The sequence below is a fragment of the Alteromonas sp. genome (genome assembly GCF_984505615.1).
Genome location: NZ_CFHOXV010000009.1, coordinates 27,555 through 48,063, shown reverse-complemented (window position 1 = coordinate 48,063; position 20,509 = coordinate 27,555). Strand labels below are relative to the sequence as shown.

At 49.9% G+C, this 20,509-nt stretch carries 16 protein-coding genes; 10 read left to right on the top strand and 6 right to left on the bottom strand.

All coding sequences use genetic code 11. The features are described from left to right. Positions 1-2 precede the first annotated feature (2 nt). Both AC4PME_RS08050 and AC4PME_RS08045 read right to left on the bottom strand, forming a co-directional pair. Positions 3-1,259, bottom strand: coding sequence for a gallate dioxygenase (locus AC4PME_RS08050; protein ID WP_491044674.1), 1,257 nt, complete (start codon positions 1,257-1,259; stop codon positions 3-5). A gap of 3 nt (positions 1,260-1,262) precedes the next feature. Then, the gene (locus AC4PME_RS08045) at positions 1,263-2,567 is read right to left on the bottom strand and encodes an MFS transporter (protein WP_491044675.1); all 1,305 of its coding nucleotides are present in this window, start codon (positions 2,565-2,567) and stop codon (positions 1,263-1,265) included. Between the two features lie 94 nt (positions 2,568-2,661). Between AC4PME_RS08045 and AC4PME_RS08040 the strand changes: the two genes are divergently transcribed. The 8 genes from AC4PME_RS08040 to AC4PME_RS08005 all read left to right on the top strand — a co-directional run bounded on the left by AC4PME_RS08040 (position 2,662) and on the right by AC4PME_RS08005 (position 10,708). Further along, a complete protein-coding gene (locus tag AC4PME_RS08040) occupies positions 2,662-3,594 on the top strand; it encodes a LysR family transcriptional regulator (RefSeq protein ID WP_491044676.1) in 933 nt (310 codons plus the stop codon). 146 nt (positions 3,595-3,740) lie between these two features. Continuing rightward, positions 3,741-3,872 (top strand): hypothetical protein, encoded by a 132-nt coding sequence (locus AC4PME_RS08035; protein ID WP_269748657.1) that lies wholly within the window; start codon positions 3,741-3,743, stop codon positions 3,870-3,872. Between the two features lie 134 nt (positions 3,873-4,006). After that, positions 4,007-5,356 (top strand): MFS transporter, encoded by a 1,350-nt coding sequence (locus AC4PME_RS08030; RefSeq protein WP_491044677.1) that lies wholly within the window; start codon positions 4,007-4,009, stop codon positions 5,354-5,356. 38 nt (positions 5,357-5,394) lie between these two features. Further along, positions 5,395-6,168: a TIM barrel protein gene (locus AC4PME_RS08025; RefSeq protein WP_491044678.1), complete on the top strand. Its 774-nt coding sequence runs from the start codon at positions 5,395-5,397 to the stop codon at positions 6,166-6,168. A gap of 6 nt (positions 6,169-6,174) precedes the next feature. After that, a complete protein-coding gene (locus AC4PME_RS08020; RefSeq protein WP_491044679.1) occupies positions 6,175-6,963 on the top strand; it encodes a TIM barrel protein in 789 nt (262 codons plus the stop codon). Then, positions 6,960-7,940 carry a sugar phosphate isomerase/epimerase family protein gene (locus tag AC4PME_RS08015; protein WP_491044680.1) on the top strand — a complete coding sequence of 327 codons (981 nt, stop codon included), beginning with the start codon at positions 6,960-6,962 and terminating at the stop codon, positions 7,938-7,940. Before AC4PME_RS08020 ends, AC4PME_RS08015 begins: the two co-directional genes overlap by 4 nt. 3 nt (positions 7,941-7,943) lie before the next feature. After that, a complete protein-coding gene (locus AC4PME_RS08010) occupies positions 7,944-8,867 on the top strand; it encodes a sugar phosphate isomerase/epimerase family protein (protein WP_119499623.1) in 924 nt (307 codons plus the stop codon). A gap of 176 nt (positions 8,868-9,043) precedes the next feature. Continuing rightward, positions 9,044-10,708 carry a sulfatase family protein gene (locus AC4PME_RS08005; protein WP_491044681.1) on the top strand — a complete coding sequence of 555 codons (1,665 nt, stop codon included), beginning with the start codon at positions 9,044-9,046 and terminating at the stop codon, positions 10,706-10,708. Here AC4PME_RS08005 and AC4PME_RS08000 read toward each other — a convergent pair. After that, positions 10,705-11,409, bottom strand: coding sequence for a FadR/GntR family transcriptional regulator (locus AC4PME_RS08000; protein WP_491044682.1), 705 nt, complete (start codon positions 11,407-11,409; stop codon positions 10,705-10,707). The genes AC4PME_RS08005 and AC4PME_RS08000 overlap by 4 nt on opposite strands. A gap of 79 nt (positions 11,410-11,488) precedes the next feature. Beyond that, positions 11,489-13,474, bottom strand: coding sequence for a methyl-accepting chemotaxis protein (locus AC4PME_RS07995; protein ID WP_491044683.1), 1,986 nt, complete (start codon positions 13,472-13,474; stop codon positions 11,489-11,491). A 624-nt stretch (positions 13,475-14,098) separates the two neighbouring features. On the opposite strand from AC4PME_RS07995, the gene AC4PME_RS07990 reads away from it, so the two are divergent. After that, a complete protein-coding gene (locus AC4PME_RS07990; RefSeq protein ID WP_491044684.1) occupies positions 14,099-14,686 on the top strand; it encodes a hypothetical protein in 588 nt (195 codons plus the stop codon). A 199-nt stretch (positions 14,687-14,885) separates the two neighbouring features. Next, positions 14,886-17,183 carry a FepA family TonB-dependent siderophore receptor gene (locus tag AC4PME_RS07985; RefSeq protein WP_491044685.1) on the top strand — a complete coding sequence of 766 codons (2,298 nt, stop codon included), beginning with the start codon at positions 14,886-14,888 and terminating at the stop codon, positions 17,181-17,183. 86 nt (positions 17,184-17,269) lie between these two features. On the opposite strand, the gene AC4PME_RS07980 is transcribed toward AC4PME_RS07985, so the two are convergent. Both AC4PME_RS07980 and AC4PME_RS07975 read right to left on the bottom strand, forming a co-directional pair. Continuing rightward, on the bottom strand, positions 17,270-18,154 hold the full coding sequence (locus tag AC4PME_RS07980; protein ID WP_491044686.1) for a dienelactone hydrolase family protein: 885 nt from the start codon (positions 18,152-18,154) through the stop codon (positions 17,270-17,272). A 200-nt stretch (positions 18,155-18,354) separates the two neighbouring features. Beyond that, positions 18,355-20,496 (bottom strand): TonB-dependent siderophore receptor, encoded by a 2,142-nt coding sequence (locus AC4PME_RS07975; RefSeq protein WP_491044687.1) that lies wholly within the window; start codon positions 20,494-20,496, stop codon positions 18,355-18,357. Positions 20,497-20,509 lie beyond the last annotated feature (13 nt).

The following is a 20,509-nucleotide window of genomic DNA, read 5'->3' as shown; positions in this document are numbered from 1 at the left end:
CTTTATTTGTTTTTGCCTGATACCGAATAGGTCATTGCTACTTTGCGGGTCTCCAAAAACGCCTCCAGAGTTTTGCCGCTCATCTGCGCATACACATCCAGATTGGTCATACCCAGTACTGCCGCCATCTTTTCCAGACTAAAGAAAATCACGCCATAGTGAATAAGGCCAATCCAGTTCCGTTGATTAAGCAGTTCACACTCTTGCTCCGATAAGCCGAATTCTTCAAATAATGCCTGTGGTTCATCAACAAAACGCTGGCGGTGTGCCGGTTCAATCAGGCGATGGAGGAAGTCATTAATCCGGTAAGCCCGGTGGGATACTTCCAGCGTGAACGGGTGCGTACCGGCAATCTGGTCAACACCTTTCAACTGGTGGTCCACGTGAGCACGGTGCGCTTCATTGGCTGCCTCACCGGTCTGGCTCTGGTTTTCGAAAATGATGGTGGCCATATTGGTCATCGACGGGCAGTGAGTGGTTTTATGAACGCACGTGACATTGGAAGATAACGCACCGCGCATAATTAACCACATGATTACTTCCGCGCCTTCCATCCCGCCGAATTCTGCATATTGGGCATGGGTAATGTGGGTCAGTGCTTCAGGATCGTGTTCCAGCAAGGTCAGAAACTTCTCGTCCCAGGCTTCATTGTTGAAACCACAACGCTCACCGTGTACCTGATGAGACAGGCCGCCGGTAGCCACAATGGCGACATCAAGATCTTCAGGGTAACTTTCAATGGCACGACGCAGGGCTTTGCCGAAGTTGTAACAGCGTCGGGCAGTGGGTACCGGAAATTGCAGTACACCTACCTGTAATGGGACCACGGAGCCGGACCAGGCGTTACCCCGGTCAGTCATCATCGACAGCGGTGAGAACATGCCATGATCCACCGGTTTGTTCTGATAGAACGACAAATCAAATTCGTCAGCAAACATGGAGTGCCCGATGTGACGGGCCAGTTCAGCGTGACCGGCTACGGGCGGATATTCGCGGGGACCGCCTCCCTCATCAGCGGTTTCATATTTTGAATCGACACCCAGTACAAAAGGAGAATAGTGGTCGAAAAAGAAAGAGGTGATGTGGTCGTTATAAATGACAAACAGCACATCCGGTTTCTTTTCTTCCAGCCAGGCAGTGACGGGCTCAAAAATATCAAATGTGCCGGTCCATTGCGCATCTGCTTTAGTGTGCCGGTCTTTCGCGAAGCCAATGGTTGGTGTGTGTGAGGCACCGATGCCGCCGATAATTCTGGCCATGATTCAGTCCTTTTTAACAGGTTGATGATTGATTTTCAGAATGGTTGTTGTGGCGACCAGCAAGGGGATACTGAAGATAATGAACATCCATCCCACGGGAATGCCCGCTCCAATCAGCACACCGGCCAGTGCAGGGCCACTGACGGCACCAACCCGTCCGGCCCCGATTGCCCAACCAACACCGGTGGTTCTGATCGACGTGGGATAGAGGCGGGCCGCCACAGCATATAAACCGGTGAAACCGCCTTGCACAAAAAACATCAGAATGAAGATGGCGACAATAGCGCCGGCCACATTCATGTCGACAGTGCCATACACCACAGACGCGATGGCACCTAAAATGAAGAACACTGAAATTACCCGGATAAGCCCCATTTTTGAAGACAGCCATCCAAGCAGTACAGAGCCAAAGAATGCGCCCAGATTTAATGAAATGCCTGCCAGCATGGCATCTTTTACGGGAAGTCCGGCATCAACAGCAAGTTTTACAACCCAGCTCAACAGAAAGTAAAGACTGGCGAATGCCATCATGAAGGCCAGCCAGAGCAGCAGCGTAGCACTGCGCAAATTGCTTGTGAGCAGGGCGGATAGTCCGGCAGAGTGTGTGGCTTCGGCTTCGACACGGGGCAGGCCGGATACAACGGTTTGCTTCAGGCTCACTAAAATGCGGTTTACTTTATCCAGTGCCTTTGCGGGTTGCCGTGAAATTAAGAAATCCAGCGATTCGGGTAATAAAAACAGGGCCAGAGGTAGTGCACACAGAGATATCAGGGCGGTCACTTCAAACAGCGGCTGCCATCCCCATTGCGGCAGAATATGTGCGGCCATAAAGCCGGCGATAATTGCGCCTATGGGATAGCCGGCGTGAAGGATAAGAATCGCCTGATTCCGGTATTTATCCGGTGCATATTCCGACACCATCGAGGTGAGGCTGGCCAACATTGAGCCAATGCCGAGACCAGCCACAAAGCGGAAGAAGGCCAGTTCGGTTACCGAACCTGAAAGGGCAGTAAGCCACATGCCTGCGGTGATGGTGCAAATGCTGCCGACGATAATTTTCTTGCGGCCCAGTTTGTCTGAATAGGGGGAAACGAACACGGCACCCAGCGCCATGCCTACCAAAGCGGCACTGAACACAATACCCAGCGCACCCGGTGACACGTCCCAGGCATCGGAAATAAACGGCGCGGCGAATGAAATAACCAGCACATCCATGCCGTCTAACATATTGAGCAGGAAGCAAATTCCCAGCACCCGCAGATGGAGTCCTGTAAGCCGTGGTGTATTTATTATTTGATTCAGATTCATGGCTACAACTAATCACTTGCTTTCGAAGTAGGGGGGATGTTATTAGTGTTAAGATGTTGTAACAATCGGTTCCAAAGAAACGCATTGTTCGTAATTGGGAAACAATGAAAAGCAGGTGCTGGCAGTGGAAAGAAAGTGGAATATTGAACATTTACCCGTATTTGTTCAGGTGGCGGAAACACTGGGGATCTCTGCCGCAGCTAATCAATTGGATTTGCCTAAATCTTCAGTCAGTAAAATCATCAGTCAGCTGGAAAAGGCCCTCGGCGTGAGGCTGCTGGAACGTAATTCGCGAAACGTTCGATTGACCACGGAAGGCGAGGTATTTTACCGCGAAAGCATCCGTATTCTGGAGCAGGTTGATGAAGCTGCTCACACCATGCAGGGGCTGGTGAGTCATCCCTCCGGCCGCCTTACAGTAGCAATGCCTATTGCCTTCTCCAGAGAAATTATGGCGCCGCGATTAAGTGAGTTTGCCGCGCTGTATCCTGATATCGCCCTTGAAATCGTCGTCACGAATCAGGCGCTGGATATCATCAAAGAACAAATTGATCTGGCGGTGGTGGTTGGTGCGCTGAACGACTCAGATTTAATAGTGAAAACGCTTTATCACAGCCGGCTGTGCTGTGTTGCTTCTCCGGAATACATACAGGCAGAGGGACTGCATGACGATATGGTTAACTTGCAGTCTCACGTTCGTATTGCAGAGTCCCGTTATGCCATGCGTCGTTTCCCGATAAGAATCGATCAAACCAAAAGTCAGATCGATTTATATTCAAAGGTGTTCCGGGTGAATGACCCGCTTTCAGTTAGAGATGCAGTGATTAGCGGCTTTGGCGCAGGGCTGGTGCCCTATCAGTATTGTAAAAAGCAACTGGCAGACGGCACGCTGAAAGAAGTGTTTCCTAAAGTGAGCTTTGATGTGACCGCAGCAACACTGTCGGTGATTTACCCGACGCGCAGACTGTTGTCGAACAAATCCCGGGCATTCATCGATTTCCTCACAGATACCTGTAACGCTATCTAACGATTTTCTCCATACATTGTATCCAAAAGACTAATTTTCGCACTGTGTTAATCAATTGTATATTGAGTGTAAGTTTCGGGTTGGACCGGAACGCCCTATACACTAATTGAACAAAGAATAATAAAAATGTTACGCAGGAGATGGTTATGAATCAGTCTTTTCGTCGTGCAAGAGAATACACATCGCAGGTCGTGCGCGATCCTATTCCTTATTGTTATATGGCCGGTATCGCCGCTTTACTCATGGTTGACCGTTTCGTGTCGATTGGTGGATACTGAGGTTGAACGGGCTGTTTTTGAAACAGCCTGAACACCCGGGCGAAGTCATTTTTCGTCAGTAACATCTTCTTCTTTTTATTGCTGTCTGCACAACGCGCCAGGACACTAAATAGCGCCTTTACGAGGCTATTGGTATGTCCGGACAGGCACTTTCTTCCGTTTCATCTGTCAATGATTCTCCTGAAACACCCCGCGGTATCTTAAAGCGCCGTGAGGTGCTGGCTTATGGTGCCGGCGATGTAGCTGCCAGCCTGGTATGGAATGCTGTCAGTGCATTTGCGTTAATCTTTTATACCGATGTGGCGCTGTTACCTGCCGCTGCTTTGGGTACGTTGTTTTTCTTCACCCGTATTTTTGATGCATTTTTCGATGTGGCCATTGGCCTGTCGGTAGACCGTACTTCCTCCCGATGGGGAAAAGCCCGGCCTTATTTACTTTACGGGGCTGTGCCCTTCGCTGTGCTGGGTATTGCCACGTTTTACGTGCCGGATGCGTCTGAAAACGTGCGCTTCCTATATGCCACCATCACCTATTTTCTTCTCGGCCTGCTGTTGTCGGTAGTCACCATTCCTTACAGCGCTATGCTGCCGATGATGAGCAGTCATCACAAAGACACGGTGGATTTAAGTGCCGCACGTTCGGTGGCAACCTCGGTGGGCGTCATCGTCGTCACCGCGTTGTTCCTGCCCGGTGTTGAGTACTTCGGTGAGGGCGATGCGCAGCAGGGCTATCTCATCATGGCGGCCATTGTGTCGGTGGCAGCGCTCATTATGCTGCTAACCTGTTTCTCTTTGTGCAAAGAGCGGGTACAGCCTGTTGCCGGTAATAAGCTGGAAATCAAAACTGATGTGTCCCGCATGGTCCGCAACCGGGCGTGGAACATCGCTTCCGGTTTTGCGCTGCTGAATTTTATCCGCTTCGGGGCATTACTTTCTCTTACCCCGTTTTTTGCGATAAATGTGCTGCAACAGCCCTGGACGATTTCAGTGCTGTTACCTGCGCTCTCCGGCACTTTGCTGGTAGGGGCGTTTATTGCCAGACCTTTTCTCAGCCGTTTCGGCACTATCAAAACTGACTCTGTGGCACTGATCGCCGGCGCAATCCTGTTCGGATTACTCCCCTTATTTGAATCAGAGCCGGTGATATTCCTCACCCTGTATGTGCTCTCGTCACTGGTGATCAGCATCACCATGACCTCTATCTATGCCATGGCGGCAGAAGCCGTGGATTATCACCAGGCATTATTCGGTACCCGTCAGGAAGGCTTGCTGGCTGCAGGGGTATCACTGGCAATAAAAATTGGCATGGCTGTGGGCACCGCCGGTGTGGCCTGGGCGCTGGCATTCAGCGGCTACTCCCCGCAGGCCGTGCCAGAGAACGCCATTTCCACCATGCGCTGGTTGTACTACGGCCTGCCGCTGGTTGTTTTCGCTTTGCAGTTTATTTGCATTCGTTTCTATCCGGCTGATCAAGCATCAGCCTGAACCTCTTAGTCTTATTATTAATAATTACAGGAATCAAAATGAAATTATCCGCTTGTATTGAATGGTTATTTGCCGATGAAGCCGACAACCTCGCCGACCGCGTTCACTGCGCCAAAAAGGCGGGTCTGGACGGGGTGGAGTTCCACCTGTGGCGTGATAAGCCCGTTGAATATATCAAAGCCGCACTGGATGAAACCGGCCTGACGCTGACCAGCTTTTGCGTAGATCCCCGTCGCAGTATTGTTGACTTAACCCAGCAGGAAGAACTGCTTGCCGCTATCGAAGGATCTGCAGGGGCTGCACACACACTGGGCTGCTCAAAAATGATTATTGCCTCCGGCTTTGTGTTGCCGGGTAAAACCCCTGAAGAACATTTCGAGCTGGCTGTAGCAACGTTGAAGAAGGCAGCGGCACTGGCAGAAGAGAAGCAGGTAACACTGCTACTTGAGCCACTCAATGACAAGGTTGATCACCCGGGCATGTATCTGGTGTCGGTGTCTGTTGCCCTTGATTTGGTCGAAGCAGTAAACAGCCCGAACCTGCGTTTGATTTACGATGCGTATCACTCGCTCGTAATGGGCGATGACATGACTACCGTTCTGAAAGGCCGCATGCAATGGGTTGAGCATATTCAGGTAGCGGATATGCCGGGACGTGGCGCACCGGGTACCGGCGACATCGACTGGCAGGCAGTCATGAGCATGCTGGAGGCTGAAGGTTACACAGGCTGGATTGGCATGGAGTTCGTGCTTACCGATATGACAACGGCGCAGGCCGTGGCCTCCACGCGCAAAGCGCTGGGTATGGAGTAAACCGCCATGTTCAGTTTATCAGCCAATCTTGAATACATGTTCCATGAAGCCGGCGATGCGTTAAGTCAGCGCATCGAAATGGCCGCGGCATGTGGCATTAGCAAAGTGGAAGTGTTTGCTGTTCCTCCGGCGCAAACCGCGCAGGTAGCCGGAGCACTGGAAAAACACAATGTGACCCTGCATACCATGCTGGTGGACCCGCGCATCATGCTGGTGCTGGAAGATACCCATGACAAGTTTATCGAAACCGTTGAGCAAACAGCACAGCAGGCTAAAGCGCTGGGCTGTCAGCATCTGGTGTGTGGCTCCGGTACCGGTGCGCCGTTTCTGAACCGTCAGGCATCGCTCGCTGTGGTATGCAAAGCCATTGGCCGTGCGGCAGACGTTGCAGAAAAGCACGGGCTAACCCTGTTACTTGAAGCGGTAAATACCCGTGTTGATCATCCCGGCGTGTTCTTCAGTCATACCAGCGACACCCTGCATGTGGCAAAAACCTTAAACCGCGACAGTGTGAAGGTGCTTTACGATATCTATCACTCTCTGGCAGAAGGCGAAGATGTTGCTGCGACGCTGGAGCAGGCAAAATACCATATTGGCCACATCCAGATTGCCGATTTCCCCGGCCGCCACGAGCCGGGCGCAGGTTCAGTGGACTGGCACAACATGCTTGAGCTTATTAAAAACAGCGGCTATCGCGGTGCCATTGGCGTTGAGTGTTATCCGTCTGTGGCGACTTCGCAGGCGCTGCAGTTTATTCGTGAGCAAATTACAGCGTTCCACAAGGAGGCCGTATGAGCAGCCATTACGCCATGAGTCTGGACATGATAAACCGGCACTACCAGGAACCTAACCGTAACCGCTATGAAACCCGTCAGTTCTGGGAAGAGTTGTATCCGTTGATTGCTGCCGCCGGGTTTGACCATATTGAAGTGCCTTTCGAGCCGGTGTGGCAGTTTGGTGGCCGCAGCGGTGTGCCAATGACGCCTTACAGTATTGAAACAAAATACGGCAATAGTGAAAGCTACCGGGCATTGCTGGCTTCAACTGGCATACGCGGTGTGAGTGCGGTCACTTTCACGCCCAACCTGTTTGTACGTAATCCGCATATGGATTTCTATTTTGGCGCGTTTGGGCATTTCGCCACCCAGGCCATTGGGTTTGCCCGTGATCTGGGCGCAGACATTCTGGTGTTGTCACCGTCTGCCTATGCTGGCCGGCTGTTTCACTATCATCCGGGTTTAAAAGACGATGCCGGAGACTTTATTGTGCGCACCCTGACTCTGTTTACAGAGTTAGCTGCAAAAGCGAAAAACGAAGGTGTGAAGCTGGGCCTCAGGCCGGAATACTTGAGCATTTTGCCGGTAAGTACCGTAGTCGATTTTTGTCGTCAGCAGGACAACGTGGAGCTGGTGGTAAATACCGCACACATTGCATTGAGCGGCTCAGATCCTGCTGTCTTTCTGAATACAAATATTGATATCACTGCCTACGTACAGCTTTCTGATACCAAACTTGAAGACAGCAGTACTTTTGCCCGGGCACCGAACCCCGAGTTCCCGCCTCAGCAAGCCACTCAGGTTTTCTGTGATGCCGGTCAGGGCAGGGTGCCGGTGAAAGACATTCTGGAAATGGTGAGCGGGTCGCTGCCTCCAGAAAAAGTGTGCTTTTCTAACCATCATACCCGCGACCCAATGCGCGCCATGTTACGGAACCGCGCGCTGATCAATCAGCATTGTTCACAGACCCCGTTGTCTGACGTTGTGGAGGCCTGAGTTATGTCGAATATCCGTTATGCCAATATGTGTCACTGGAAAGTTGTGCCCTACGCGCAGGTACCTAACTTTCGTGATTTTTACTACGAAGACAACACCAACAGCGTGTATTACGCCGACTGGGACAAACTGCTGAAATACCAGAAAGCCCTCGGCTTCGACGGTATTGAAATTGCGCCCTGGGATCTGGCTGACTTAACTCCGCTGTTCGGCTCACCGGAAGCATTCCGCGATTTTGCCGCTGCCCGCGGTGTGGAGGTGACCGGTATGTTTCACGGTGCACATGCCTGCCACGTGAAAGAGAAATTCGACGAAGTGGTGCAGGCCGGGAAAGACGCGGTAGACACTATTGTTAAGTTTGGCGGTACACAAATGAATACCTGTCCTACCGACAACTACCACGGCATCGGCCCGCTCAACGAAGAGCAACTGGCAAACTGCGCCCGCGCTATCAACGCCATCGGTGACTATGCTATTTCAAAAGGGGTCAAAGTAGGGCTGCACAATGAGTTCTTCTGCGGCATTAATCTGAACGAGCATCGCCGCTTTATTGAAATGACCAACCCTGAGTCGGTTTTCTACTGCATTGATACCGCGCAGATTTCATTGATGGGCGAAGACTTACTGGATTTCTATGATACCTATGCTGATCGCATCAGCGGATTCCATTTGAAAGATACCGCAGATCCGGGCCTGCCGGATGAAGTCCGCTTCTCTAAAGATCCTGAAATTCAGGACGACGGTAAGCGCTGGTTCTGGGAGCCGGGTGAGGGCGTGCTGGATTTTAAAGGGCTGTACGCGCTGCTGAAGAAACATCAGTACAAAGGCTGGATGACACTGGAAACAGACGGTTCGCCTGATTATCTGGCGTCCATGGCGTTGTCCCGCTACTACATCGACACGGTGTTAAAGCCCATTTACGATTAAAACGGGGACACTCTGTCTTGTCATGCTGCCTGACCAACTAAACTGGATGTTTGGTCAGGCACTTTTCCGGCGGGAATCTATTTTTTCAATAGCTCATATTGATAAACAAGGCTTCTGAAAATAAAGGGTAAATATTATGTTAACGGCAATCTATGATCTTCCCGTAAGAATTTGCTATGAACAGAGTTTCACTTCTACACTGGTTGCTTTTAACCCTACTCATTTTTCAACCCGCAACCGCTGCTACAGAACACCCTAATATTGTTGTCATCATGGCTGATGATGTAAGTAGCAAGATCGGCGCTTTTGGAGACAGTATCGCGCAGACTCCCAACTTAGATAAATTAGCTGCCGGGGGTATCCGCTATACGAATTTCTTCACCGTTGCCGGTGTTTGTGCTCCCAGCCGGGCTGCTCATATTACAGGTATGTATCCAATATCTTTCGGCGCGCAACATATGCGCACGGAGGATAAACACTACCGGGCTGTACCCCCACCGCATGTTAAAGCATATCCTGAGTTGCTCAGACGTGCCGGATATGCGACAGCAAATGTGGCAAAGCGTGACTATCAGTTTGGCGAACCTTTTAGTATCTGGGATGTGGACGTAAATGGTTTCATGGATGAGCCCGATTTAGCGGTCTGGAGGAAGCTGCCTTCCGGGAAGCCGTTTTTCGCAATGATCAATCTGCTCTCAACCCACGAAAGCAGGCTGGCTCCAAGGAAGACACAGGAAACTATTGAAGGTCCTCACGCAGGATTCTTAAAAGCAATGGGGGGCTGGGTTAGCCAGAATGTACAGGAGGTGACGCAATCAAAAGATGTCACTGTGCCTCCTTATTTGCCAGATACGCCTAAAGTACGTGACTCTGTAACGCAAATGTATGATTTGATCCACTACATGGATGCTCAGGTGGGCAGTATCATAAGTAATCTTGAAGAAGACAGTCTGCTGGAAAATACGATTATACTCTGGACCACCGACAACGGTGATGGTTTCCCGCGTGCCAAAAGAGCTGTACTGGACTCAGGTATTAAGTTACCTATGATATTAAGGTTTCCTGACGGCGTTAGCCCGAATACTGTCGACAGCCGGTTGGTATCAATGGTCGATATTGCACCTGCCGTATTGACCATGGCCGGAGTAGAGGTACCCGATTACATGCAGGGGAGAAACTTTCTGAGTAATCAGAGGGACTATATCTTTGCAGCAAGAGACCGGATGGACCAGGTTGAAGACAAAGTCCGGGCTGTCAGGAATAAACGGTATAAGTTAATCCGTAACTACTTAGCTGATAAACCTTATTTCCGTCCGCTTCCTTTCCGTGACTGGTTTCCGGCTATGCAGGAATTAAATGAACGTCATCAGGCCGGGTTGCTGACACCTCTTCAGGAGTCCTATTTCTCGGCTCCGAGGGCTGAAATTGAACTGTACGACACATTGAACGACCCGCATGAAATCAATAACATCGCTGGTCAGCCAGATGTCCGGGAGATCCAAAGTGAGCTGGAGTCTGCACTGGATAATTGGATGGATGTTGTTGATGACGGCAAGTACGAATCGGAAGATATGTTAATTAATGCAATGTGGCCCGGCGGTAATCAACCACAAACTTCAGCTCCGGTTATTAAACTTGAAGAAGTTAGCGGAAATAAGAAAAAAGTGATTCTGAGCAGTCAGACCGAAGGTGCGTCGATCACTTATTCGACCGACCCTGAACAAAAACACTGGCACCTGTATACTGGTCACCTTGTTATTGATGATGAGAGTCACTTGTCAGCAAAAGCAATAAGATACGGTTTTGCAGAAAGTGCTATCAGTACACAGGTAAAAAATTAACTACGCCCGTCAAGCTGCAAAACATCCATATCCTGTTCGATGGCGTTGGAGATATGGGCGTGCATGGCATTGCGGGCCCTGGACGGATCGCGTAGTTTCAGTGCATTGAGGATTTTACGGTGTTCATCTACATACGGGTGAACGCCTAAATCCCGTACCCGCTGGTGGAATGTGGAACTGAGCACTGACTGGTTGCGCAATCCCCACAGCCATTTCACGTAAGATTCCAGTGCGCTGTTGTCGGTCGCTGCTGCGATGGTGCAATGGAAGAGTTCATCAGCCTGCTCTTTGGCTTTCTCACTGGATTTTGTGTCTTCCATGATGCGAAGGGCGTTTTCCAGTACCGCAAGCTGTTCTTTGTTTATTCTGGCGGCGGCAAGACTAACCGCTTCAGGCTCAACCAGAAGGCGTGCCTCCAGTACTTCGAAGGGACCGGGTACATCATCCAGCTGTCCTGCATCCAGTTCATTCAGCGGCAAAGCATAAATGCCAGACCCGGTACGAATTTCCACCAGGCCGGCAATTTCAAGGGCAATCATCGCTTCACGAATAGTGGGGCGGCTCACTTCAAACCGTACTGCCAGGTCACGCTCTGAGGGTAAACGCTCGCCCGGTTTGATATTTCCGCTGCGGATCTGACTTTCTATTTGTGTGGCGACTTCGATATAAAGTCTGCGTACTTTTACCGCTTCTACTTTCATGGCCTGATTCTGATTTTTCTGTCTGCTTAACCGTAAAAGCATAGGGAGACAGGTAAATTAGTCAAGCCAATTTTATCCATCAATTAACGCGGAACTTGTGCATTTTCGATTGCAGTACCTCGTTGTTTTGTTTGAGCTTCTCTGCCAGCTTATTCAGTTCCTGCGCCAATGTATGTTCATGAGCAGCGGCATCCTGTACGCCAAGGATATTTTCAGCTATCTGACGGGCAGTAACCGACTGCTCTTCGGTGGCTGCCGACATAGTGTTAGCAAGCTGTTCCACGTTACCGGCCCCCTGTTTCACTTCTTCTGCCGCCTGTTCGCCCTGAGCTGTGACATTCAGGGATTCCATGGCCCGCTCATTATTACTGCTGATCCCACTGATAACCGTATTACTCACATTCGTGAGGTTTTCCAGTAAGTCTGAAATTTTATCCGTCGAAGCCCGGCTGGCAGTGGCGAGTTGTCTTACTTCATCGGCGACCACGGCAAAACCGCGCCCGTGTTCGCCTGCCCGTGCGGCTTCGATGGCTGCGTTTAAAGCCAGTAAGTTGGTTTGCTCAGACAAGGTGTTAATTGTATTCAGAATCGTACTGATTTCAGACACCTGCTGACCCATGGTTTGTGCCTCGGCGGCCACGCTGTCCATGTCTATGGTTAATGCCTGCATGGCGGCTTTAATTTCCCGGTTTGCGGCCAGAGAGCGTTCAGAAATGCCTTTTAACGACTGACTGGCTTCCAGTGTTTTCATTGTTGACCGCGCTATCTCTTCGCTGGTGGTTGCCATTTCTTCAATTGCAGAAGAAATCGTCATGGCCTTACCGGATGTCTCGTCGGCATCTTTTAATACCACTGAAGTCGACTTATATAAATCGTCACTGATGCGGTTTGAAATACTCACAGATTCTTTCACGCTTTGCAGTAAATCCCGCAATGTGTGAATGGTCTTATCGATGTAGCCGGAAATCTGCCCCAGTTCGTTATTGTCCGGCAATCGTATACTGACTGTCAGATCGCCGTTGCCCGATACTTTATCCAGATTGGTTGAAAGGCTGCGTAACTGCTGGCGTAACAGAGAAATCATAAAGAAATAGAGAAGGCCAATGACCAGCACGACAACCAGCGAAAAACCGATTATCAACATGAGCTGGCTGTTAGCCATGTCACTGTTGCTGATGGCCATACTGTTGATGCGCTCCCATTGCTTGTCCAGCTGTTGCTTAACCTGACCGATTTGCCGTGTGGAGGCCTGAAACCAGTCAGCCGGAGCAGGCAATATGGAAAAGTTAACGGGGTCAGATTGCAAGACATCCACCACGCTTTTCATTAATCCGGCGTCTGCAGAGTCTGCTACCTGCTTAAATGCTGAAAGGTCATTCCCGCTGAGCAAATTATTTAATTGCTTTGTGATATAGCCAATATCCTGCTCGTAAGCAGAAATTTCGTTAAGGGCGGCAGGGTTTATGGCGCGTTTAGCGAGCACACCATTCACTTTGCCCCGTACCTGTCCAAGCCGTTCTTTAAGCCAGGCATATTGAATTGCATAGGTAAGCTCTGTCGCCGCTTCACTGCTATGAATATTCAGGGTGAGGTTTGAGGCTGCATCCAAAGCTGATTTATTCAGCTTGCTGTAAAAGCCAAAGGCATTTTTGCCATTGCCGGCATCCACTTCTTTTCTGATCGCCGGCTTAGCTTTCAAGGTTTCCTGCAACAAAGCGACTTTTCGCGGCACATTGAAGCTTTCCGGCCACTGGCCGGATAACAGCGCCATAAGTTGTTGTTCTGCAGCGTCAGCTTTAATGCGCTGAGCATCTACTTTCGCTTTTGCTTCATCACTGCCTGAACCCAGGAAGCCTGCTGTCAGCCCCCGTTCAACGGCATGATGATGGGCCACTTTTTCCAGCCGGTCGAGCAACTGGATGAGAGCCGTATCGTCACCGGCACCTGAGCGCTGTGCGAGGGTATAACTCACATCTTTACCAACCAGGAAAAAAGCAAAGACAAACAATAGTGCGGCACTGATCAGCGTGAGCTGAACCAGAGAAAATCGATGTAACCAATTCAAGTTGCGTTCCTCGCATTTCAATTGAGAAAGTAAAGGGGAGCAATACAACACGATTTGCTTGATGGATTTTTAAGCAAAGTATAGTAAGACTGCGAAAAACAGCGAGTTCCGGTGACGGATTAACAAAATTTTTGACAGACAAAGAAAGGAATCGTCAGAAACACGCCTGATGCCCGCCATTGGGCAAAGCCGCAGTGCTCCTTCTAAAAAAAGTAAAACGTCTTTGTCAGGGCATGCTACTGAGAACAAATTGTCGACTTTAGTATTAGAGACTTCGTGACAAATATCAATGTGATAAAGCAATTAAAATGATTTTAATTTCTAATTGGTAATAATTATCATTTGCGTTATTGGTTTTTGCGGTGTATCTTAAAACCGTCCCTATCATAATAATAATGATCACACTTCAGGCATTTGCCCCGGTACTGGGGCCTGTTTTTTGCCGGATAAACTTTACATTCAGTGGGAGTCGAACGATGGAAGCAATTATCTTTTTGCTGTTGTCTGCGGGCACAGCTGCATCATGTGGTTTACTGGTTCGCTTTTTAGGTCGCTCTGAAACAGAGTAAGCCACCGCAAACCAGTCAAACATCCCGGCGCTTTACGTGGTAAACGGAGAAAGTCATGGCGCTCGTTTTATTATACGACGATGCAAGATCTCAACGGATCTGCAGTGCATCGGCCGTTGAAATTTCCACCTTCAGGCAATTTCTCAAAACAGAAAAAGTGTTCTACAACAAATCACGGGTTGGTGCGCTTTTGCTTCATCACTATCAGTTTTTAATGGATCTCGCAGCTACACCTGTACCCAAAGAGCTGTCAGCATGGCTGGAGTCAGATCGTAAGTTACCTGTTATGCACTGCTTGCGGGCAGATATTCAGGATTTATGCGCCTGTTGCCCCTGGGTATCGGAATGTAAACAACAAGACTGTTCTGCCGCCGACTGTATAGGCAGGTTAATGGCAAGCCAGCTTATTACTGATGTGTACGAGTGTGAGCAGCGGCGTATGGATAAGTTTATCGGCGCCGTAATCAGTAAAAGCCGGCGCTTCTTCTATCTGTTACAGAAAAACAGCAGGCAGCAACAAAATTCGCTGTTTGACCTTGTCGATTTGTTGAAACTGAAGGGCAAAGAGGAAGGGGCAGTAGCACACGCCTGCCGGACGACATTAATCAACTACCGTTCTGCATTAAAAACCGCTATCAGCTAGCTTTCCTTAAACGCTGACTGTTTCGTGCAGAGTGCGTTTCACCTGCTCTTCGTAAAATTTCACTCAACTTTGACCCGAATTTCCCCAAAATATATTTTGCGGGGTAGTAACACAGCTCCACTTAAGTATAATGCGTTCAATAAAAATAATAATAATCATTATCATTTATAAAAAGGCCATACTTAAATAGGAATCTCGCATGTTTAATACAAACCGGAAGTTTGTGTGCACAGCTGTGTCCGCTGCTATCTCTTCTCTTTTCTCACTCTCAGCTATTGCACAGGAAGAGCCGGAAACGCTGGATGTCACCGTTGTAAAAGCCGCTTCAGAGGAACTGAAGCAGGCGCAGGGTGTATCGGTTATCACAGAAGAAGACTTCAAGCGCCGTCCGGTCACCAATGACATTTCAGAAATCGTTCGTACCATGCCGGGTATTAACCTGACCGGTAACTCGTCTTCAGGTCAGTACGGCAACAAGCGTCAGATTGATATTCGCGGGATGGGGCCTGAGAATACATTGATCCTGATTGACGGTAAGCCGGTGTTGTCACGTAACTCAGTGAAAATGGGACGCTCGGGGGAGCGGAACACCCGTGGTGACAGTAACTGGGTGCCGCCGGAAGCTATTGAAAGTATAGAAGTTATTCGTGGTCCGGCTGCTGCCCGATATGGCTCAGGTGCATCGGGTGGTGTGATTAATATCATCACAAAATCCCCTGAAGTGGCGTCAACCACCGTGTCTTTGCAAACGGAAATTCCGCAAAATGAATATGAAGGCGGTAATCACCGTATCAACGTAGTGAGCAGCGCGCCTTTGTCAGACCGCTTCTCTCACCGCACCATTGTTAACTACAACAAACAGGAAGCCGATGATCCGCAACTGAACCTTGAAGTTACTGATACATCGACAGGTCGTGGCGGCTCGGCTAAAGCGGTTGGTGCAGGTCGTGAAGGTGTGGAGAACATGGATTTCCGTACACTGGTTCGTTTCCAGCAAAGTAAAGAACACCGCTGGGATTTCGAAGGTGCTTTCAGCCGCCAGGGCAATGAATATGCCGGCGATAACGCCTTCCAGGGGATCCGTTACGGCGTAGACGAAAACGACAACCCGATTATCCCTACGGAAGATGAACTTGGCGAAATCGATGCGCTGGCACTGATTGGGGAAGAAACCCTGGTGATGTACCGCCGCACGTTGGGTGTTACCCACACGGGTCAGTACGATTTCGGTGACTCGTTCAGCTATATTCAGTACGAAGGTACAACCAACAGCCGCTTGGGCGAAGGTTCTGCCGGTGGTGGTGAAGGTGCTATCAACAGCCTTGAAAAAACCACGATCAAGTTGTCTAACATTACCGCCAAAACAGAATGGAACGTGCCATTAGAACTGGGAGGCTTTGCGCAAACGGCAACATTCGGTGCAGAATTCCGCGGCGAGACGCTGGATGATGCAGTGAGTAATCAGCTTACTCTAAACGTGGCTGATGAAAGCGAAATTCCGGGGGCTACTGCCGATCCTGATAGCCGTCCGTCTGAAACTGATGCCACACTGATTGGTGTGTATGTGGAAGATAACATTTTGCTTTCTGATTCAGTGACAGTTACACCGGGTATCCGTTTTGACAATCACAGCGAAGCCGGCACGAATTTATCGCCCAGTCTGAATGCATCCTGGCAGGCAACAAAGAATATTGTTGTACAGGGTGGTATCAGCCGTGCGTTTAAAGCCCCTAACCTGTATCAGTTGAACCCCAACTATGTGTATTATACCCGTGGTGGTGGCTGTCCTTTAGACTTTCCCAGCATTGGCGGTGGTTGTCACATTATCGGTAACCCTGACCTTGAACACGAAACCTCCGTTAACAAAGAAATTGGTATTAATTACACTAACGAAGACGGTGTAAATGCCGGTATTACTTACTTCCACAACGATTATAAGAACCGCATTGGTACCGGTAACGTGGCGCCGGAATACGTGCTGCCCGGTGAGGAAGGCGGTGAAGCCAATGTTCAGGTTTTCCAGTGGTACAACATTCCTGAAGCCGTAATACGTGGTCTGGAAGGTAACCTGCAGTTTAACCTGACTGACAGTATTCAGTGGTCGACAAACCTGACGGTTATGCTGGAAACGAAAGACAAAGAAACGGGTGTACCACTGTCAATCGTGCCGGACTACACGGTTAATGCCATGCTGACCTGGCAGGCAACAGAGCAAATCCAGCTTGTACTGAGTGGTCAGCACTATGGTAAAACTGAAAGTCCGGAGCTGAGCCAAAATTCAGGTCAGGCAATTACCGGTGAAGATCGCGATGCCTATACCATTGCTAACTTGAATGCGGTCTATCAGTTTAATGATAATCTGAGCTTCAACCTGTCAGTGAAGAACTTCATTAATACAGATGTTCGCCGTGAAGGTACACAGGCTTCCAGTGCCGGTGCAAATACCTTTAACGAGCCCGGTCGCAGCTACCTGGTGTCGGCGAACTACACGTTCTGATAATCAGCTGTAAAAAAGCCGGCTGTTCATCAAAACAGCCGGCTTTGTTTTTTAATTGCCTCTTATCCGGCAGGCGTATTTTTTCTTCAGGCGTGAAGGCCTTTGTCCAGGATCTTCAGCATTCTGTTCCAGGCAGCATCGGCCTGTTCCTCGTTGTACACCTTTGAATCCGGTGGCGTCCAGCCGTGCAGCGTGCCGGGATATACAGCAATGTCTGCCTGCAAATCCGCTTCTTTATAGGCTTCAACGAGTAAGGGTTCCATCTCCGGACTGCGTTGGGCGTCATTTTCTGCGATGGCGTGTAATGCCAGTGCTTTTGAGTCAGCAACGGTGAAATGGGGACTGTCGTCTTCTTTCGTGGCCAGACCGCCGCCGTGGAAGGTAGCAATCGCGCCCACTTCTTCAGGGAAAGCGGCGGCAGCGTACATAGTAAAGGTGCCGCTCATGCAATAACCCAGCACGCCTTTTGGTGCGCTTGCATCCACCACAGACTGTTCGTTTAAAAAGTCGAAAAAGGCGCGATTGTCAGAGTTGGTATTATCCGGCGTGAGTTTAGCGCGCATGGGTCCCAAAATTTCGCGGGCTTCCGGTGCCGGAAAACTGATGCCATCGGGCAGGGCAGCACCTTTTACATCCCGGTAGAAGGGGTTTACCACCAGCACAGCATATCCGGCGGCAGCCAGGCGCTGACCCATTAAATCGTATGACGCGCGGCGACCCATAATATCCGGCCACATTACCACCGCAGGATGTTTGCCGCTTTTCGGGCTCGCCAACAAACAGTCGGCCACGCCATCAGGTGTGTTCACCATTACCTGCTGCGTTTGTACCTCGCCGGAGGCCATGGCAAATTGAGGAAAGGCGGAAGACAAAGCGCCTAATCCTACGAGTTTACTGAAGTCACGACGGTTTAACTGCCCGCCGTTTTTCTTAAAATCGTGAATGTCGGATTCTGTATGGTTGTCGCACATTGTTTTTATCCTTGTCTGATGGCCGGGTTAACAGAGCAAATTTGCCGGCAATTTTTCTATAATGCGCGCAAAATGCACAATTTGACAGTGTAAAACGATAAACAGGGGGCCGGAGACTCCGATGTTGCCTGAAATGAAAAAGCGGCTTACCGCCTGTTGAAATCCTTTCAACGGAAGTAAGCCGCCTCACTCAACACAGATCAGAACGAGTAGTTAAATCTCACTTGTGTGAAACGCGGCTGACCATACTGGATTTGCGCGTTGCTTGAGATGTAGTTGTAGTACTCTTCGTCAAACAGATTGTTTACGTTAAGCTGAACGTCCACCCGGTCGCTGAAGCTGTATTTTGCCATCAGGTTTGTAATGGCAACGGCGTCCTGGGTAACACCGCTTTGCGACACTTCGTCCATCCAGTTCACACCACCACCAATGGTGAGGCCCGGCACACTGTCGATGAAGTTGTAGGTAGTGAACAGTTTGAACTGCTTACGGGGATAGCTTGGGTTAACGTCGTTACCTTCCGCATCTTCGGCTTCAAACTGTGACCAGCCCACATTGATGTTCCAGCCATCCACAGGCTGACCCACTACTTCCACTTCAAAACCGGTACTTTCAGTACCCTGTGCTTCCCGCTGGGCAATGGTGGCCGGCGAGTCAGGAACGTAATAAGGCGTACCGTCTTCAGCGATGTCGTCCTGAGCCAGGTTATCCTGATCAATTTTAAATACCGAGATAGCGGTGTTTAAACGCTCGTCAAGGAAACGGCTTTTCAGACCCATTTCATAGGTAACGCCCTGCAGGGAATCCAGGTATTCACCGTAACGGTTTACCGCATTCTGAGGCTGGAAAATATCCGTGTAGCTTGCGTAAACGCGGTGCTGCTCTGTTACGTCATACAACAGGCCGGCGTAAGGAATAAATACACCTGTTTCACCAAAATCTGTAGGTGTGCCGTAGCTGTTACCGGAACGTTCCCAACTTGCAATCCGTCCACCGGCAATCACTTTTAACTGCTCTGTCAGGTTAAGACGGGTGGCAGCGTAAAAGCCTTTCTGTTCGGTATCCATGTCCTGAGCAACGGTGTCTGGCGCGTCAGTCCATACCGGCTCGCTCCACTCATTACCCCAGGTGTAGAAATCAGAGATGGCAAGAGGGTCGCTGCTCACAACAGAGTAGGTTTCAGCGATGGCAGACTGATCACTGTACAAACCGCCAATAACGAATTCATGCATGGTATCAAACAGCGTGTAGTCACCCTTTAACTGAATATCCAGGCTGTCCAGTGAGCTTTCGCCCTCTGCACGGTAAGGCCATGCAATAAGGCCGGCCCCGGTTTCTTTATCCAGAGAACCGTACACATACAGCAATCTGACATCCGGCTTTTTGTAATCCATGCGGTTATAGTTAACACGCAGTTCCCAGCCATTGTTAAAGGTGTGCTCTACGTTGGCAAAGATGTTGGTATTTTTCGTTTCCCAGCGGGTCCAGTCAGCAGACGTGGTGGTTGATACGTCCCAGTCAGTCGGCGTGCCGTCACTGTATAAACCAACCAGGCCACCCCAGAAATTACCTTTTGGTACGTTATTCTGGTAGCTCATGCCTACGCGCACCAGCGTTCTGTCGGTGATGTCACCTTCAACAACACCGTACAGCACGGTAGATTCATTGGTGAAGATGTCCAGGTACGATTCACTGTCTTCATACTTGGCCACTACACGGCCACGAATAGTGCCTTCGTCATTCAGTCCGGTTGATACGTCTGCCATGACTTCGAAATTGTTCCATGTGCCCAGTGCAAAGCTCACGTCACCCGCTAAATCTGTGCTGTCTGCATGCTTGCGCACCAGGTTGATAGAACCGGAAGGATCGCCCACACCGGTTAGCAGGCCCGTAGAACCGCGTACAAATTCAACCCGCTCAAAAATCGCCACATCTGCGACAGTTTCACCGGAATCCGCCGCCAGACTCCAGGGTAACGGTACACCGTCAATCTGGTAAGTGGTGATATCGAAACCACGGGACTGCAGGGTGTTCCGCACATTATCCACCATGCGGAAAGACACACCTGTCGTGTTTTGTACTACGTCAATGACGGTATCCAGTGCCTGGTCACGGATACGCTCCTTAGTGATAACGCTCACTGATTGCGGCGTTTCCTGCAGCGTCAGGCCCAGACCTGTGGCCGTATCGATTCGTTCTGTTACGGTATATTTACCGGTCACTTCAACGTGTTCGAGGGTGTCATCGGCGGGAGCAGCTTCCTGCGCCATCGCCAGAGCGGGAGTGAGTGACAGCATTACAGCCGTTGCCAAGGGGGCTAAGCGGTTTTCAGGTGTTTTCATAATGTCTCCAAAG

What these genes read in the sequence shown, in the direction of transcription:
- AC4PME_RS08050 (WP_491044674.1), bottom strand. Translation starts at nt 1,259, where the DNA reads ATGGCCAGAATTATCGGCGGCATCGGTGCCTCACACACACCAACCATT.
- AC4PME_RS08045 (WP_491044675.1), bottom strand. Translation starts at nt 2,567, where the DNA reads ATGAATCTGAATCAAATAATAAATACACCACGGCTTACAGGACTCCAT.
- AC4PME_RS08035 (WP_269748657.1), top strand. Translation starts at nt 3,741, where the DNA reads ATGAATCAGTCTTTTCGTCGTGCAAGAGAATACACATCGCAGGTCGTG.
- AC4PME_RS08030 (WP_491044677.1), top strand. Translation starts at nt 4,007, where the DNA reads ATGTCCGGACAGGCACTTTCTTCCGTTTCATCTGTCAATGATTCTCCT.
- AC4PME_RS08025 (WP_491044678.1), top strand. Translation starts at nt 5,395, where the DNA reads ATGAAATTATCCGCTTGTATTGAATGGTTATTTGCCGATGAAGCCGAC.
- AC4PME_RS08020 (WP_491044679.1), top strand. Translation starts at nt 6,175, where the DNA reads ATGTTCAGTTTATCAGCCAATCTTGAATACATGTTCCATGAAGCCGGC.
- AC4PME_RS08015 (WP_491044680.1), top strand. Translation starts at nt 6,960, where the DNA reads ATGAGCAGCCATTACGCCATGAGTCTGGACATGATAAACCGGCACTAC.
- AC4PME_RS08010 (WP_119499623.1), top strand. Translation starts at nt 7,944, where the DNA reads ATGTCGAATATCCGTTATGCCAATATGTGTCACTGGAAAGTTGTGCCC.
- AC4PME_RS08005 (WP_491044681.1), top strand. Translation starts at nt 9,044, where the DNA reads ATGAACAGAGTTTCACTTCTACACTGGTTGCTTTTAACCCTACTCATT.
- AC4PME_RS08000 (WP_491044682.1), bottom strand. Translation starts at nt 11,409, where the DNA reads ATGAAAGTAGAAGCGGTAAAAGTACGCAGACTTTATATCGAAGTCGCC.
- AC4PME_RS07990 (WP_491044684.1), top strand. Translation starts at nt 14,099, where the DNA reads ATGGCGCTCGTTTTATTATACGACGATGCAAGATCTCAACGGATCTGC.
- AC4PME_RS07985 (WP_491044685.1), top strand. Translation starts at nt 14,886, where the DNA reads ATGTTTAATACAAACCGGAAGTTTGTGTGCACAGCTGTGTCCGCTGCT.
- AC4PME_RS07980 (WP_491044686.1), bottom strand. Translation starts at nt 18,154, where the DNA reads ATGTGCGACAACCATACAGAATCCGACATTCACGATTTTAAGAAAAAC.
- AC4PME_RS07975 (WP_491044687.1), bottom strand. Translation starts at nt 20,496, where the DNA reads ATGAAAACACCTGAAAACCGCTTAGCCCCCTTGGCAACGGCTGTAATG.